Origin of the sequence: Streptomyces sp. A0958 (genome assembly GCF_004795035.1) — a bacterium.
Classification (GTDB): domain Bacteria; phylum Actinomycetota; class Actinomycetes; order Streptomycetales; family Streptomycetaceae; genus Streptomyces.
On record NZ_SSBK01000001.1, the window covers coordinates 149,690 to 163,771 of the forward strand.

Here is a 14,082-nt window from a genome sequence, read left to right on the forward strand (position 1 = left end):
TCCCCTCTGGAACGAGCGGCTTTGACCTACTCGAATCGCAGTTCGGTGATGCTTTCGAGGTCGATGCCGTACAAGCCGTAGACCTTCGTGGTGTTGAGGGAGGTGAGCTGATCGCGGTCCAGGCCGATGGCGGCAGCCGCTTCCCAGACCTGTTCTTCGTCGTCCGCCTCGATCTCCAGGTACGGCGGGATGCGCGGCCACTCGTCGATCTCCAGGCGGACCGTGCCGAGCGTGTAGGAGGTGCGGTGGTTCTCTTGGTAGCTGCGGGGAACCAATCCGATGAGACGGAGCAACACTGCCGCCTCGGTGAAGTCGCCCACCGTCACCTCGGTCTCACGCGTCCCGTCGACGGCGTCGGTGGTGATCTCCTTGACGCACAGCGTGGTGGTGTCGCCCGTATCGCGCAGGCGCACCCAGCGCCCGGCGACGGGCGGCACGGTGTCGTATACGTAACGGCGCATGAGACGCCTCGGCGTTGTCTCGGCCCCTCCGGCAGCGAAGATCCTGCGGGCGATGTCCTGGAGGTCGACGTCGAGAGCCTTTACCTCGTACTCGATGTTCGTCACGGCAATGGGTCCTTGGTTCTTTGAGCGGATACGGATTGTGCCGAGCATCGGAAGGTTGACGGCCGTTGCTGCACGGCCGCGTCAGTGGTCGTGCAGCACCTCTGCCCAAACGAACTTTCCGAGTGGCCGGTCACCGACGCCCCACCGTTTCGGACACAGCGCGTCGAGGATGAAGAGGCCGCGTCCACGCGTGTGCTCGTGGCCGTACTCGTCGGCCCCGGGTCGGTGACGGGGCGCGCGCCGAACGGGGTCGTGCACCTCGATGCGGGTGCGCTTGCTGTCGATGTCGAGGACGACGGAGATCAAGTCGCCCGGCTCGGTGCCGTACCGGTAGGCGTTGGTGACGAGTTCGCTGGCCACCAGGACGGCGGCGTCCGTGTGCTGTTCCGAAGCGTCGGGTGCGCAGTGGCCGATGTACTCGCGAACGAACGCCCGGGCGTGACAGGCGGATTGGGGGTCGCTGGCGAGGAGCAGGGAGGGCGGTGGGCCGGCGGGCGCGGTGCAGCAGACGGGCTGGATCAGCTGTGGGAGATCGATCACGAATTGTCCTTATGGCAAGTGCCGCACTCGGCGGGGGCGGAGGGCGCGCGCCAGCACGGCTGCCTCAGCCATTCGGCGCTCACGGAGAGTGGTTCCCAGACTGCACAGCGGCGCAGTCTCCGTGCAAGACTTCATAGCGATGTACCGCTGACAAAGCATCGAACGGATGTCTTGTACTGCGTAACGAGCATCGACCTGCTTTCATCGCGAGGGGCGAAAGTCCTTCATACTGAGGTGCGTAAGGGGAGTTGAGATGGCTGAAGGTCCGACCGGGTCGACCGTTCCGCGGCGTCAGCTGGGGAGAAACCTTCGAGAGCTGCGTAACCGGGCTCGCCTGACCGTGCGCGCGGCGGCGGCGAAGCTGGAGTGGTCCGAAGCGAAGATGTGGCGCATCGAGACCGGCCAGACAGCGTTACGGAGCCTGGACGTCCAGGCCATGTGCCTCGTGTACGGGGCGCCGGCGGATCTCACGCAGGCGCTGATGGGGCTGGCCAAAGAGACCAAGGCGCGTGGCTGGTGGCATGCCTACGGTGACTTGATTCCGGAGGGATTCGACGTCTACGTAGGGCTGGAAGAGGCGGCGTCGACTCTGTCGATGTATGAGAGCGACATTGTTCCGGGGCTTCTTCAAACCGAGGGATACGCGCGAGAGATCATCCGCACGCACATCCGGGACATCGGTGAGGCGGATCTCGGCGGGCGCGTACGGCTGCGCATCGAACGACAGACGTTGCTCACCCGCTTCACTGACCCGCCGGTGTTCCGGGCGGTGCTGGGCGAAGCGGTGCTACGTCGGCCTGTCGGCGGGCGTGACGTGATGGCGCAGCAACTCGCGCACCTGATCTACGTTTCGGAGCGGACGAACATCTCGATCCGGGTGGTGCCCTTCGCGGCCGGTATGCATGCCGGGGTGGTGACAGGCCCGTTTGTGATCCTTCGCTTCCCACTGACTGGTGAGGGGGTCGCCACGGAGCCGCCGACGGTCTACGCGGATGGGTACACCGGGGGGCTGTATCTGGACAAGGAGCGGGAGGTGCAACAGTACGACGCAGCCTTCGACGACGTCTGGAACGCATCGCTGGATGAGCAGGCGTCACGGCGCCTGATCGGTGAGGTAGCAGGGAGCTATGAAAAGGGTTGACGACGCTGAGTGGTTCAAATCGAGCCACAGCAACGGAAATGGCAACTGTGTCGAGGTGGCGCGTCTCGGGGCCGGGGTTGCCGTGCGGGACAGCAAGGTGCACGCGGGTCCGGTGTTGACCTGTGCCGCAGGTGGATGGCGCGCGTTCATCGGAAGCGTGGGCCAGGACGTGCGATAAGCGGGCGCGTACGGGCGGTACTTCGCCCACGGCGGCCGGCGCCACGTTTACGGAGCCTTCGTGCGGTCGGGCCCGGCCGCACGTACGGCTGTTGGGGGCGTGGCGTGCGTACGGAATGAGCGCCAAGCGCTGCCGGAAGCGGGCGACGCCCACTTGCGTGGGGTGCTTCGAACTCGTCACCCGACCAGGCCTCTTATGCGACGGCCGGCCCGCGACGAGGCGTCTGCCGACGTGCCTGTGCTGTCGCTGGTCGTGAGCCACGAGGCGGCACCGCGTCGGGGACCTGGACGCGGACGCGCGCGGTACGACCGCCAGGACGGCGGCCCGGTGTCGTGGCCAGTGGGTCTGTCATCGGCTATCGGTATCCGGTTGATCAAGGTGGCAGGCTGTGCCAGCGTCTTGACGCGACGGTCCGGGACCAAAATCATGCAAGCGCGCTTGATTGTTCTTGCTCCCGCTGCCACGCTCGACGCGACGGCCGGCAGAGAAGCAGAGAAGCAAGCAAGAGAAGCAGAGAAGCAGAGAAGAACAAGAGGAGCGTACGCGGATGAGCCAGCTCGCCCCGCCCGCCCACGCGCGCGGCATCACCACCCTCACGCTCGACTCACCGGCCAACCGGAACGCCCTGAGCGCCGCACTCGTCGCCGAGCTGGCCGAGGCGCTGGACGGCTGTGCCACCGACGACTCGGTGCGGGCCGTCGTGCTCACCCACACCGGCAACACCTTCTGTGCCGGCGCCGACCTGAGGGCGCCGGCCGACCCGCACGACTTCGTCGCCCTCATGCGGCGCGTCGTGGCCCTGCCCAAGCCCGTCGTCGCCCGGGTCACCGGGCATGTCCGGGCCGGCGGGCTGGGGCTGCTCGGGGCGTGTGACATCTCCGTGGCGGGGCCGGAGGCCACCTTCGCGCTCACCGAGTCGCGGCTCGGCCTCGCGCCCGCCGTGATCTCGCTGCCGCTCCTGCCGCGCATCGACGCGCGGGCCGCCGCCCGGTACTACCTCACCGGGGAGAAGTTCGACGCGGCGGAGGCCGCCCGGATCGGCCTGGTCACTCTGAGCGCCGAGGATGTGGACGACGCGCTCGGGCCCGTACTCGACGGGCTGCGCAGGGCATCGCCGCAGGGGCTGGCCGCGTCCAAGGAGCTGGTCGCGGCTACTGTGCTGCAGAGCTTCGACCAGCACGCCGAAGACCTCATCGCCCGCTCCGCCCAGCTCTTCGCCTCCGACGAGGCACGGGAGGGCATGACGGCCTTCCTCGAACGACGGGACCCCGCATGGGCGTTGTGACACCGGGCGGCAGCACGGGCCCCAAGCAGGACCGCAGCCGGGCCACCCGCCGGCGCCTCCTGGAGGCCGCGGTGGCCTGCCTCGCCGAACACGGCTGGGCCGGCTCCACCGTCGCCGTCGTCGCCGAACGCGCCGGGGTTTCGCGCGGCGCCGCCCAGCACCACTTCCCCACCCGCGAGGACCTGTTCACCGCGGCCGTCGAGTACGTCGCCGAGGAACGCTCCGCCGCCCTGCGCGCCCTCCCCGACCAGGACCGCGCCGCCGTCGTCGCCGCCCTGGTCGACCTCTACACCGGCCCCCTCTTCCGCGCCGCCCTCCAGCTCTGGGTCGCAGCGTCCAACGAGGAGCAGCTGCGCCCCCGCGTCACCGAACTGGAGGCGAGGGTCGGGCGGGAGACCCACCGCATCGCCGTGCACCTCCTGCGCGCCGACGAGTCGCGGCCCGGGGTCCGGGAGACCGTGCAGGGGCTGCTCGACATGGCCCGGGGGCTGGGGCTCGCCAACGTCCTCACCGATGACACCGCCCGCCGCCGCAAGGTCGTCGCGCAGTGGGCGGAGTTGCTGGACGGGGCGCTGGGCTGAGGGTCACAGACAATCGGTCCACATGAACGCCGCCCGGTATCCCCGACGCAGCGCCTGACCGCCCCGGTCGCCGTCCACATGAATCCGGACGAGGGTGGCGACGAACAGCGGGAACACGGCCCGCCGGCCACCTCCCGCACGGTGTACTGCCCGCACCGGCCGAGCGCGGCCGGTGCGATGGCGACGAGCCCGCCGCGAAGTGGGCCCCCTTCACCGGTACGGGAGCCCTGAGCCGGTGCACCTTGCGCCGCGCCCTGCGCCCGGCCCGCTCCGCCGCGAGGCGCCGGTCGCGGACCTCCTGCCGCTCGTTCTCGTCGAGAAGCGTGGGTCCCTCGGACCGGTCGAGTGGTGCCGACGGAGGACAGGGTCTCGCTGGCCCGCGAGAGCCGGTCGAAGGCCGGCCAGGAGCGGTCACTGCGCGGGGCCGCCGATGGCGAGCGCGAGCTTCCACATGCCTGTGGAGGGGTTCACCTCCAGTTCCTTGCCCTCCGGCGCCAGCAGCCGCGCCCGGCGGACAGCCTCGGTCCAGCCGGAGGCGTAGTGGCGGAAGTCGAGGCCCGTTTTCGAGTAGCCGCCCGGTACGTGTCTGCTCAGCAGGGGAGCGAGCTGGGCGTACGAGGGCATGTGCTTGTGGTGGTCGGTGAAGTGGAGCAGCAGCCAGACCTCGAAGCAGGGGTTCGACAGGGCGATGCCGATGCCTTGACGTTCGGCCTCCCCGAGTGCGTCGGCGAGATCGGTGAACTCGTCGACGTCCACGACGCACCAGGCCGCGTCGTACGCGTCGTCGGACTCTCCGAACAGCTTCGCTGTGTACGCGACCACCTGGGACGGAGCCTTGGGATGTGTGACGACCTTGATCGATACGGCGGAGTTCCGCGCCGCGCCCTTGAGCCCTTGGACGTAGTCGTACTCGGTCACCTCGGCGCCGCAGACCACCAGTAATCGCAGGCGTGGTGCCCGGTGCTCGGTGCGCCTGCCGAGCCGGGACTCGCGCGACGGACGCTTGCGCCCGTCCGGCTTAGGATGCCGCGCCACTCCGTTCCTCCTGTTCCTTCCTGGTGGCCAGCGCCCGGGCAAAGCCGTCGTCGATGAACGGAACCCCGCCGTAGCTGCCGCCCAGATAGCGGCGCTCGTGGTTCTCGCCGACGCGCGGTTTGAACTCGGACAGGGCGAACAGCCTTGTCTCCCCGTACTCGTCCTTCTCCACGAACCACACCTGGTCCCTCTTGAGGACGTCTTCGCCGTCCACCCGGCCGAGCAGACTCGCGTCGTGGGAGGTGAAGACGAGTTGCGCGCCCAGCGGGTTGGTCGTGGGGTCCTGGAACAGCCGGATGAGCCGGGTGGTGAGCAGCGGATGGAGGCTGGAGTCGATCTCGTCGACGACGAACGTTCCGCCCCGCTCCAGAACGGAAAGGAAGCGGGGAGCCTGGGCCAGGAGCGCTCTCGTCCCGGCGGACTCCTCGTGCAGGTCCATGCGGACCACGCCGGTCCGGCCACGGTGTCCGATCCACGTGCGGGGGGATTCGTGCGGTCCGTTCTCCAGCAGCTTGGCGAGATCCCGCGAGGCGAGACGTTTGCCGAATCGGCGACGGAGTGTCTCCTCGTCCATGACTTGCACTTCGGTGCCGCAGTCCTCGATCCCCAGGTCGGCCGAGCGCAGGAGTTCCAGAAGGCCGGAGGACCCCATCGCTCCTCGCGCATCTGGCATGAAGGACTTGGCCGAGGGCCAAGACCCGCTTCCGCTGAATCTCAGTTCCGACGCGAACCAGTCGTAGACCGGGCGGAAGTCCTCCTGCTTGGAGCGGGCCGCCATCGTCAGGAACAGGACGTTCGGTTCAGTGATGTTCTCGACGAGTGCCAGCTCACGACCGGCTTGGGAATCGCCCGCGCTCACCTCTCCATCGGTGCGCTCGAAGATCTTGCGCTTCTTGCCGTGCGGGTAGCTGTACAGCCATTCGTCGAGTACGCACCGGTTGTCGACGCTGAAGCCGTACGTGTGGCGGACCCCACCCACCAGGAGATCCACCACGTACCAGGAGGGTTCCTCGGCCGCCGCCGGGTCCAGGCGGAACACCTGACGGTTGACGCCTCCGCCGGGCTCCGCGTCCCGGTGGGAGTTCAGGACCATCTGGGCCATGTACTCCAGCGCGCCGATGAGGTTCGACTTGCCGGCCGCATTGGCTCCGAACAGTCCCGCCACGGGGACGGCGGCCCAGTCCGTGCCCGGCGGGCGGTCGGCGTCGTAGGCGGGGTGGAGCTGGAGTTCCTGTTCCTCGCGGATGGAGCGGTGATTCGAGACTCTGAAGTTCAGCAGCATCTGTGTGCCCTCCTCTCGTCGACTTTCCGCGTACCTGTGCAAGTGAAACGCGCGAACGGGGTTCTAGTCACCCGGATTCAGGGATTTGAAGGATTCGGGCGTGACCGCTTCTTCTAGATCCTCCGCAGTTCGTCCACTGTCTGGTACGCGGCTGAGTCCGGGAATTCCCGCGGTGCGGGCAGCCGCTCTCCGCTGGTGCGTCGGTGGTGGGGTGTGTCATGACCGTCGAGCCCGCCATCCCTCCCGGACCGGTGTGCGCAGGGCGGCCCGGCCCCGTACCCGCCGGGATACTGTTCCTCCATGTCCAGCAGCGCCGACACCTCAGCCTCGCCCCACCCCGCGTTTCCCGACCGCGTCGAACTCACCGGCGAAGGGCTCGTGCTGCGTGACTGGACGGAAGAAGACCTGGCCGCGATGCCGGAGTTGTTCGACCACCCCGACATCGCGCACTGGACGCCGATCGTCTCGCCCTTCGACGCCGGGGCCGCCCGCGACCGGCTGGCGAAGGCCCGGCAGCTGCGGGCGGACGGTACGGCCGTGCTGCTCGCCATCACGCTCGACGGCGGCGCCCCGCTCGGTGAGGTGATGCTGCGCCGCGCCCCCGAGGGCACGGAGCTCGGTTACGCGGTCGGGCCCGCCCACCGCGGGCAGGGGCTGGCCGGGCGGGCGGTGCGGGTGATGGCCGCGTACGCCTTCGGGGAACTGGGCGTCGAACGGGTGACCCTGGAGCTGGAGCCGGAGAACGCCGCCAGCGTCGCCGTGGCCACCGCGACCGGCTTCCGGCTGCTCGGCGTGCCGCTCATCGAGGGCGTCCAGAAGGGGCGCCCGTACGCCCTCCAGACGTGGGGACTCGACCGGCCCTGACCGACAGGACCGCCCCCCCGGTCACCCGGCGTGCGACGGCGTGGCCGCGAGGACGTCCATGAGCGCGGCCACCATGGTCGGCGGGTCGGTGTGCGGGTAGTTGTGACCGCCGGGCAGCAGCGTCAGCGAGAAGTCGGAGCCGGCGCAGGCCCGCCACTCGGGCAACCGGTCGGGTGGCGTCACCTGGTCGTCCGTACCGCCGAAGACGTGCAACGGGCCCGGCAGCGGCGCCGGTTCGTCGAGCGAGTAGCTTTCGGCGATCCGCAGATCGGCGCGTATGTACCGCATGATCTGACGCACGAACGTCTTGTACGCGAGCAGTTCCTCCGGCATCCCGCCGTTGCGGATCAGCCAGTCCAGCAGCTCTTCGTCGGACACCTCGGACATGGCCGTCGTGGGCGGGGTGTGCGGGGCCCGGAAGCCCGATACGACGGTGGCCACCGGGGCGGGCAGCCCCCGGTCCTCGATCCGGCGGCTCAGCTCGTAGACCAGGGCCCCGCCGAAGCTGTGCCCGAACAGCACGTACGGCACGCCGAGTTCGGGGGTCAGTCCGGCCAGCAGCCGGTCGGCCAACGCGTCGAAGTCCGCCGGCATCGGCTCGGCGTCCCGGGTGCCCCGGCCCGGCAGTTCGACCGGGGCCAGCTCGTACCCCTGCGGGATGTGGTTGCGCCACCCCGCGAACGCCCCGGCCCCGGCTCCCGCCTGCGGTACGCAGATCAGCCGGGTGCGCACGGTCCCGACGGCCAGCCGGCCGACGACCCAGCGCTCGTTCTGCGGCCGTGTCGACACACTCATGCGGTCCACCTCTGCTTCACCGCCGACGGGGCCGGCGTTCTGTCCGGGCACGGTGGACAGCATTGTGGCAGCGCGGCGGCGGCCCCCTCCGGGCGAGGGCGAGGAGGGGGCCGGCGCGCTGCGGTATCGCGGCGCCCTCAGTTCCCCAGGTCCGCCAGCTCCGCGAACCCGTCGATCTCGCGGGGGCTGCGCGGCCCCGGGCCCACGTACCGTGCCGACGGGCGCACCAGGCGGCCCGTCCGCTTCTGCTCCAGGATGTGCGCCGACCAGCCCGCCGTACGGGCGCACGTGAACATCGACGTGAACATGTGCGCCGGAACCTCGGCGAAGTCCAGCATGATCGCCGCCCAGAACTCCACGTTCGTCGCCAGCACCCGGTCCGGGCGCCGGGCGTGCAGCTCCTCCAGCGCCGCCTTCTCCAGCGCCTGCGCCACCTCGAACCTGGGCGCGCCCAGCTCCTCGGCGGTCCGGCGCAGCACCCGGGCGCGCGGGTCCTCGGCCCGGTAGACGCGGTGGCCGAAGCCCATCAGCCGCTCGCCCTTGTCCAGGGCCTTCTTCACGTACGCCGTGGCGTCCCCGGTCCGCTCGATCTCCTCGATCATGCCGAGGACGCGGGAGGGGGCGCCGCCGTGCAGCGGGCCCGACATGGCGCCCACCGCGCCGGACAGCGCGGCGGCCACGTCGGCGCCGGTCGAGGCGATGACCCGGGCGGTGAACGTGGAGGCGTTCATCCCGTGCTCGGCGGCGGACGTCCAGTACGCGTCCACGGCCTTCACGTGCCGGGGGTCCGGCTCGCCGCGCCAGCGGATCATGAACCGCTCCACGACGGACCCCGCCTTGTCGATCTCGCGCTGCGGGACCATCGGCCGGCCCTGCCCGCGCGCCGACTGGGCCACGTACGACAGCGCCATCACGGCGGCCCGCGCCAGGTTCTCGCGGGCGGTCTCCTCGTCGATGTCGAGCAGCGGCTTCAGCCCCCACACCGGGGCGAGCATCGCGAGCGCGGACTGCACGTCGACCCGGATGTCACCGGAGTGCACCGGGATCGGGAACGGTTCGGCCGGGGGCAGACCGGGCTTGAACGCCCCGTCCACCAGCAGCCCCCACACGTTGCCGAACGACACGTGGCCGACGAGGTCCTCGATGTCGACGCCCCGGTACCGGAGCGAACCGCCTTCCTTGTCGGGTTCGGCGATTTCCGTTTCGAACGCGACGACTCCTTCGAGTCCGGGTACGAAGTCGGACATCAGGCGGCTCCCTCGGATCGACGGTTGCGAGCGGGCCCGGAGGCCCACCCCCGATACTGGCGGGTTCCGACGTGACCGGGAAGCGTGACATCCGGCACAGCCGCCCGTTCCCCGCTCCACGGCGGGCGGACCCCCTCCGTTCCCCGCTCCTCGGCGGGCGGACCTCCTTCGCGCCCGCCCGCTGCGGCAGGATGGCTCCGTGCCCACCGCAGACTCCTCCTTCGATTCCACCACCGATCCGGCCGCGATGCGCGAGCAGTACCGCTCCGAGAGCTTCACCGAGGACGGCCTCGCCCCCGATCCGATGGACCAGTTCGCCCGCTGGTTCCGGCAGGTCGCCGCCGGCGGGATGCTCCACGAGCCGAACGCCATGGTGGTGTCCACGGCGACCCCCGAGGGCCGCCCCTCCTCCCGCACGGTGCTGCTGAAGATGTACGACGCGCGCGGCTTTGTCTTCTTCACCAACTACGAGTCCCGCAAGGGCCGCGAGCTGGCCGCCAACCCGTACGTCTCGCTGCTCTTCCCCTGGCACCCGCTGGCCCGCCAGGTCATCGTCACCGGCACCGCCTCCCGCGTCGCCCGCGAGGAGACCGTCGCCTACTTCCGCACCCGCCCGCACGGCTCCCAGCTCGGCGCCTGGGCGAGCGACCAGTCGACGGTGATCGGCACCCGCGAGGAGCTGGTGCACCGCTACGAGGACCTGTCCGCCCGCTACCCCGAGGGCGAGAAGGTCCCGGCGCCCCCGCACTGGGGCGGCTTCCGCGTCGTCCCCGACACGATCGAGTTCTGGCAGGGCCACGAGAACCGCCTCCACGACCGGCTGCGGTACGTGCGCGAGGGCGGCGAGGACGGTACGTGGCGCGTCGAGCGGCTGTGCCCGTGAGCGCGGCGCTGCCCCGTAACGCGGAAACCCGCAGGCTCTGGTCCCTCCTTGCGGAGGAGCCGGCCGGATCTACCGGCGAGCCTGCGGGTCGGTGACTGCTTGGGTTTCGGCAGACAGTCCGCCGAGGTGCACGATGTGCGACGACGGGCTGTCAGCCCGCAGCCACCTCACGAATCCGATAAGACTGCACTTTTCGGATCACCTCCTTTCAACGTGTACGGACAGCTTAGGAACCGCCTCCGCGCCCGCACAACCGAATTATCGAAGGGATCGTTTTCGGGGAACTCGCTGTGTGCTGGGTCACGTTCGAGTTCAATGGTCTGACGTGCGGCAATGGCGGACACGTCCTGCAGGGGGTCCGGGATGAGTGCTTCCACGAGCAGGGGTACGACCGACGACGCGCTCGGCCCCGAGCCGACTCCCGGGGCGGAGCTGCTGGCGGCCCTCCTCGACGGGATGGACGCGGCGCTCTGCGCCTTCGACGCGGAGGGCACCGTCACCCACTGGAACCGCGAGGCGGAGCGCATCCTGGGCTGGTCCGCCGTGGAGGCCGTGGGGCGGCCCGGATTCGCCGGATGGGCCGTGCGCAGGGCCGACGCGGACGAGGTGCAGGGCCGGCTGATGGCCGTCATGGGCGCGCCGGGCCGGCAGGTGCACGAGTTCGCGCTGCTGCGCAAGGACGGCGGCCGGGTCCTCGTCCGCACCCAGTCGGCCGGGGTGCGGGGCGCGGACGGAAAGCCGGCCGGGGTCTACTGCGCGTTCAGCGAGGTCCACGCGCAGATCGACCTGGAACGGGCCATCGCGCTCAGCGAGGCGCTGTTCGAGGACGCGTCCTGGGGCGTGGTCCTCGTGGACGTGGACCTGCGCCCGACCGTCGTCAACGCCCACGCGGCCCGCGCCCTGGGCGGCGGCCGTACGACGCTGCTGGGGCGGCCGCTCGGCGAGCTGATCGCCCAGGGTGTGGAGGAGCTGGAGGGCGCGCTCCAGCACGTGCTGGCCGAGGGCGCGCCGCCCGCGCCCGCCGAGCTGTGGGTGACGCTGCGGGGCGGCGAGGGCGTGCGCCGGCGCTGCTGGAGAAGCGGTTTCCTGCGGCTGGCCTCGCCGCTCACCGAGGAGCCGGTGCCGCTGGGGGCCGGCTGGGTCTTCCAGGACGTGACGGCGGCGAAGCTCGCGTCCCAGGAGGCGGACCGGGTGCGTTTCCGCTCCAACCAGCTGCACCGCGCCTCGCGGTCGGCCGCCGAGTGCGAGGACCCGATGGAGGCGGCCACGTCCTCCCTCGACTACGCGCTGGCCGGGTTCGCCGACCACGCGCTGATCGACCTGGTGGCGGGGGAGCGCCTGGTGCGGGCCGCCGCCACCCCGGCCGACGCGCCGGGGCCCTGCCTGCCGGTGGCCGGCGGCGGCATCCCCCTGCGGTACGCGCCGGGCCACCCGGCCCTCCAGGCGGTGGACCGCACGGGCTCGGTGCGGGCCTCGGCGGGGGCCGGGCGTACGGACGGGGAGTGGGCGAGGCAGCGGCAGTGGCCCGCCGACGCGGTGCACGCGCTGTGCGTGGTGCTGCGGAGCCGGGGCCGGACCCTGGGCGTGGTCACCTTCCTGCGCTCCGCCCACCGGGCCGCCTTCGAACGCCCGGACGCGGCGTACGCGGAGAGCGTGGCGGACCGGGTGGCGGCATCGGTGGACCTGCACCGGTTGTCCAGCCCGTCCGGCGAGAAACCCAGCCCGTCCGGCGTTTGAGGACGGAACCGCCGCCGGGGTGGACGGCCACCTCACAGACCGGAATGCGCGGTCACCGCTCAGTGCCGGTAGAAGATCCGGTCCGCGTACTGCGCCATCACGCGCCCGTTCCACTCGTGCCCGCCGTCCACGTTCCCCGACCGCAGCAGCGGCGGCTCCACGCCCCGCTCCAGCAGCCCTTCCGCGGCCGCTGCCATCATCGCCTGCATGATCGCGCTGGTGACCACGGTCGACGCCGGTGCGAACGGCGCCTCGATGCCGTCCACCTCCAGCTCCGCGTCCCCGACCGCGATCTTGCTGTCGAGGACGATGTCGCAGTGGTCCCGCAGGAAGCCGCCCGAGCTGTGCCGTGACCGGGTCTCGGTCGCGTACGCGACCGAGGTGACGCCGATGACCTTCAGGCCCAGCGCACGCGCGTTCATCGCCATCTCGACGGGCAGGGCGTTGCGCCCGGAGAGCGAGATGATCACGAGGACGTCGCCCGTCTTCGCGGGGCTGGAGTCGAGCACCGCGCCCGCGAGGCCGTCCACGCGTTCCAGCGCGGAGCCGAGGGTCGCGGGCATGACGTCGACGCCGAGTGCGCCGGGGACGGCCATGAGGTTCATCAGGGCGAGCCCGCCCGCCCGGTAGACGACGTCCTGGGCGGCGAGCGAGGAGTGCCCGGCGCCGAAGGCGAAGAGCCGCCCGCCCGCCGCGACGGTGTCGGCGATGGCGGCACCGGCGGCGGCGATGCTGTCGGCCTCCTCGTCGCGCACCCTCCCCAGCAGGCCGATCGCTGCGTCGAGGAACTGACCGGCGAGCTTGCTTTCGCTCATCGAGGAGGGCCTTTCCGGCGGGGTGAGATGTCCATGGGGCGTCCGTACCGCCGATCACGTTGCGGTCTGGACCAGTGACATGTCAATACCGCAGGACGTCGGCGGAGCGGCCGTATCGGCGCCGGTGGTGACGGCGAGGCACGGTTACCGGCCCGATGCGTCAGAATTGGTTGAGGGTGCGGACCTGTCTTCGACTCCCCTCTCCCGCACGGCCGCCCTCCGGGCGACGAGGGGACCCCGAAGACAGGTCCTCACGCACGACTGCATCGAGGGGCACGAATGTCCGGACTGATCGACACAACGGAGATGTATCTCCGCACCATCCTCGAACTCGAAGAGGAAGGCGTGGTCCCCATGCGCGCCCGGATCGCGGAACGGCTGGACCAGAGCGGTCCCACCGTCAGCCAGACCGTGGCACGCATGGAGCGCGACGGCCTGGTGCAGGTGGCGGGCGACCGGCATCTGGAGCTGACGGAGGAGGGCCGCCGGCTGGCGACCCGCGTCATGCGCAAGCACCGGCTGGCCGAGTGCCTGCTGGTCGACGTGATCGGCCTGGAGTGGGAGCAGGTCCACGCCGAGGCGTGCCGGTGGGAGCACGTGATGAGCGAGGCGGTGGAGCGGCGGGTGTTGGAGCTGCTGCGCCACCCGACGGAGTCGCCGTACGGGAACCCGATCCCGGGCCTCGAGGAGCTGGGCGAGAAGGCCGAGGCCGACCCGTTCCTGGACGAGGGCATGGTGAGCCTGTCCGACCTCGACCCGGGGAGCGAGGGCAAGACGGTGGTGGTCCGCCGGATCGGTGAGCCGATCCAGACGGACGCCCAGCTGATGTACACGCTGCGGCGGGCGGGCGTGCAGCCCGGTTCGGTGGTCAGCGTGACCGAGTCGCCCGGCGGGGTGCTGGTCGGCAGCAGCGGAGAGGCGGCGGAGCTGGACTCCGAGGTCGCCTCGCACGTCTTCGTGGCCAAGCGGTAGGAACCGCGGGGTTCCGGGGAGACCGGGCATCGGCGGCCGTGGCCGCGGATGCCCGGTTTCTCTTTTTCCGTCCGGAACCGCAGCGCGTCGGCGCCTCGCGTGCCAGGCTGTGGCGGAGGGACGGCTGAGCGTGCCGGCTGCCGGGCCGCGGCCGGGGAGGG

Annotated in this window: 15 protein-coding genes; 8 read left to right on the forward strand and 7 right to left on the reverse strand. The window is 70.8% G+C overall.

What is annotated here, in order from left to right; translation table 11 throughout:
* Positions 1 to 26: 26 nt before the first annotated feature.
* Both E6P78_RS00780 and E6P78_RS00785 read right to left on the reverse strand, forming a co-directional pair.
* Positions 27 to 566, reverse strand: coding sequence for a CYTH domain-containing protein (locus tag E6P78_RS00780; protein ID WP_136201544.1), 540 nt, complete (start codon positions 564 to 566; stop codon positions 27 to 29).
* An 81-nt stretch (positions 567 to 647) separates the two neighbouring features.
* On the reverse strand, positions 648 to 1,106 hold the full coding sequence (locus E6P78_RS00785; RefSeq protein ID WP_136201545.1) for an ATP-binding protein: 459 nt from the start codon (positions 1,104 to 1,106) through the stop codon (positions 648 to 650).
* Positions 1,107 to 1,359: 253 nt separating this feature from the next.
* On the opposite strand from E6P78_RS00785, the gene E6P78_RS00790 reads away from it, so the two are divergent.
* The 4 genes from E6P78_RS00790 to E6P78_RS00810 all read left to right on the forward strand — a co-directional run bounded on the left by E6P78_RS00790 (position 1,360) and on the right by E6P78_RS00810 (position 4,291).
* A complete protein-coding gene (locus E6P78_RS00790; protein WP_136201546.1) occupies positions 1,360 to 2,247 on the forward strand; it encodes a helix-turn-helix transcriptional regulator in 888 nt (295 codons plus the stop codon).
* A complete protein-coding gene (locus E6P78_RS00795; RefSeq protein ID WP_136201547.1) occupies positions 2,234 to 2,425 on the forward strand; it encodes a DUF397 domain-containing protein in 192 nt (63 codons plus the stop codon). Before E6P78_RS00790 ends, E6P78_RS00795 begins: the two co-directional genes overlap by 14 nt.
* Before the next feature lie 547 nt (positions 2,426 to 2,972).
* Positions 2,973 to 3,710 (forward strand): enoyl-CoA hydratase family protein, encoded by a 738-nt coding sequence (locus E6P78_RS00805; RefSeq protein WP_136201548.1) that lies wholly within the window; start codon positions 2,973 to 2,975, stop codon positions 3,708 to 3,710.
* Positions 3,698 to 4,291, forward strand: coding sequence for a TetR/AcrR family transcriptional regulator (locus E6P78_RS00810; RefSeq protein WP_136201549.1), 594 nt, complete (start codon positions 3,698 to 3,700; stop codon positions 4,289 to 4,291). Before E6P78_RS00805 ends, E6P78_RS00810 begins: the two co-directional genes overlap by 13 nt.
* Positions 4,292 to 4,702: 411 nt before the next feature.
* Here the strand turns inward: E6P78_RS00810 and E6P78_RS00815 are convergent, their stop codons facing one another.
* The gene (locus E6P78_RS00815; protein ID WP_136201550.1) at positions 4,703 to 5,326 is read right to left on the reverse strand and encodes an RloB family protein; all 624 of its coding nucleotides are present in this window, start codon (positions 5,324 to 5,326) and stop codon (positions 4,703 to 4,705) included.
* The gene (locus tag E6P78_RS00820; protein WP_136201551.1) at positions 5,310 to 6,608 is read right to left on the reverse strand and encodes an ATP-binding protein; all 1,299 of its coding nucleotides are present in this window, start codon (positions 6,606 to 6,608) and stop codon (positions 5,310 to 5,312) included. The genes E6P78_RS00815 and E6P78_RS00820 overlap by 17 nt, the downstream gene beginning before the upstream one ends.
* A 300-nt stretch (positions 6,609 to 6,908) precedes the next feature.
* Between E6P78_RS00820 and E6P78_RS00825 the strand changes: the two genes are divergently transcribed.
* Positions 6,909 to 7,472 (forward strand): GNAT family N-acetyltransferase, encoded by a 564-nt coding sequence (locus E6P78_RS00825; RefSeq protein ID WP_136201552.1) that lies wholly within the window; start codon positions 6,909 to 6,911, stop codon positions 7,470 to 7,472.
* Between the two features lie 21 nt (positions 7,473 to 7,493).
* Here E6P78_RS00825 and E6P78_RS00830 read toward each other — a convergent pair whose 3' ends face one another.
* Positions 7,494 to 8,267 carry an alpha/beta fold hydrolase gene (locus E6P78_RS00830; protein ID WP_136201553.1) on the reverse strand — a complete coding sequence of 258 codons (774 nt, stop codon included), beginning with the start codon at positions 8,265 to 8,267 and terminating at the stop codon, positions 7,494 to 7,496.
* Between the two features lie 137 nt (positions 8,268 to 8,404).
* Positions 8,405 to 9,514, reverse strand: a complete 1,110-nt coding sequence (locus tag E6P78_RS00835) for a citrate synthase 2 (RefSeq protein ID WP_136201554.1) — start codon at positions 9,512 to 9,514, stop codon at positions 8,405 to 8,407.
* A gap of 247 nt (positions 9,515 to 9,761) precedes the next feature.
* Between E6P78_RS00835 and pdxH the strand changes: the two genes are divergently transcribed.
* The gene (gene pdxH, locus E6P78_RS00840; protein WP_136201757.1) at positions 9,762 to 10,397 is read left to right on the forward strand and encodes a pyridoxamine 5'-phosphate oxidase; all 636 of its coding nucleotides are present in this window, start codon (positions 9,762 to 9,764) and stop codon (positions 10,395 to 10,397) included.
* 363 nt (positions 10,398 to 10,760) lie between these two features.
* Positions 10,761 to 12,134, forward strand: coding sequence for a PAS domain-containing protein (locus E6P78_RS00845; protein WP_136201555.1), 1,374 nt, complete (start codon positions 10,761 to 10,763; stop codon positions 12,132 to 12,134).
* Positions 12,135 to 12,193: 59 nt separating this feature from the next.
* On the opposite strand, the gene E6P78_RS00850 is transcribed toward E6P78_RS00845, so the two are convergent.
* Positions 12,194 to 12,949: an SIS domain-containing protein gene (locus E6P78_RS00850; protein ID WP_136201556.1), complete on the reverse strand. Its 756-nt coding sequence runs from the start codon at positions 12,947 to 12,949 to the stop codon at positions 12,194 to 12,196.
* 279 nt (positions 12,950 to 13,228) lie between these two features.
* Here E6P78_RS00850 and E6P78_RS00855 point away from each other — a divergent pair, with 279 nt between their 5' ends.
* Complete coding sequence (locus E6P78_RS00855; protein ID WP_136201557.1) at positions 13,229 to 13,921, forward strand: metal-dependent transcriptional regulator; 693 nt, start codon at positions 13,229 to 13,231, stop codon at positions 13,919 to 13,921.
* Positions 13,922 to 14,082 lie beyond the last annotated feature (161 nt).

Coding starts and splice junctions, on each gene's coding strand:
- E6P78_RS00790 (WP_136201546.1), top strand. CDS start 1,360: ATGGCTGAAGGTCCGACCGGGTCGACCGTTCCGCGGCGTCAGCTGGGG.
- E6P78_RS00795 (WP_136201547.1), top strand. CDS start 2,234: ATGAAAAGGGTTGACGACGCTGAGTGGTTCAAATCGAGCCACAGCAAC.
- E6P78_RS00805 (WP_136201548.1), top strand. CDS start 2,973: ATGAGCCAGCTCGCCCCGCCCGCCCACGCGCGCGGCATCACCACCCTC.
- E6P78_RS00810 (WP_136201549.1), top strand. CDS start 3,698: ATGGGCGTTGTGACACCGGGCGGCAGCACGGGCCCCAAGCAGGACCGC.
- E6P78_RS00820 (WP_136201551.1), bottom strand. CDS start 6,608: ATGCTGCTGAACTTCAGAGTCTCGAATCACCGCTCCATCCGCGAGGAA.
- E6P78_RS00825 (WP_136201552.1), top strand. CDS start 6,909: ATGTCCAGCAGCGCCGACACCTCAGCCTCGCCCCACCCCGCGTTTCCC.
- E6P78_RS00830 (WP_136201553.1), bottom strand. CDS start 8,267: ATGAGTGTGTCGACACGGCCGCAGAACGAGCGCTGGGTCGTCGGCCGG.
- E6P78_RS00835 (WP_136201554.1), bottom strand. CDS start 9,514: ATGTCCGACTTCGTACCCGGACTCGAAGGAGTCGTCGCGTTCGAAACG.
- pdxH (WP_136201757.1), top strand. CDS start 9,762: ATGCGCGAGCAGTACCGCTCCGAGAGCTTCACCGAGGACGGCCTCGCC.
- E6P78_RS00845 (WP_136201555.1), top strand. CDS start 10,761: ATGAGTGCTTCCACGAGCAGGGGTACGACCGACGACGCGCTCGGCCCC.
- E6P78_RS00850 (WP_136201556.1), bottom strand. CDS start 12,949: ATGAGCGAAAGCAAGCTCGCCGGTCAGTTCCTCGACGCAGCGATCGGC.
- E6P78_RS00855 (WP_136201557.1), top strand. CDS start 13,229: ATGTCCGGACTGATCGACACAACGGAGATGTATCTCCGCACCATCCTC.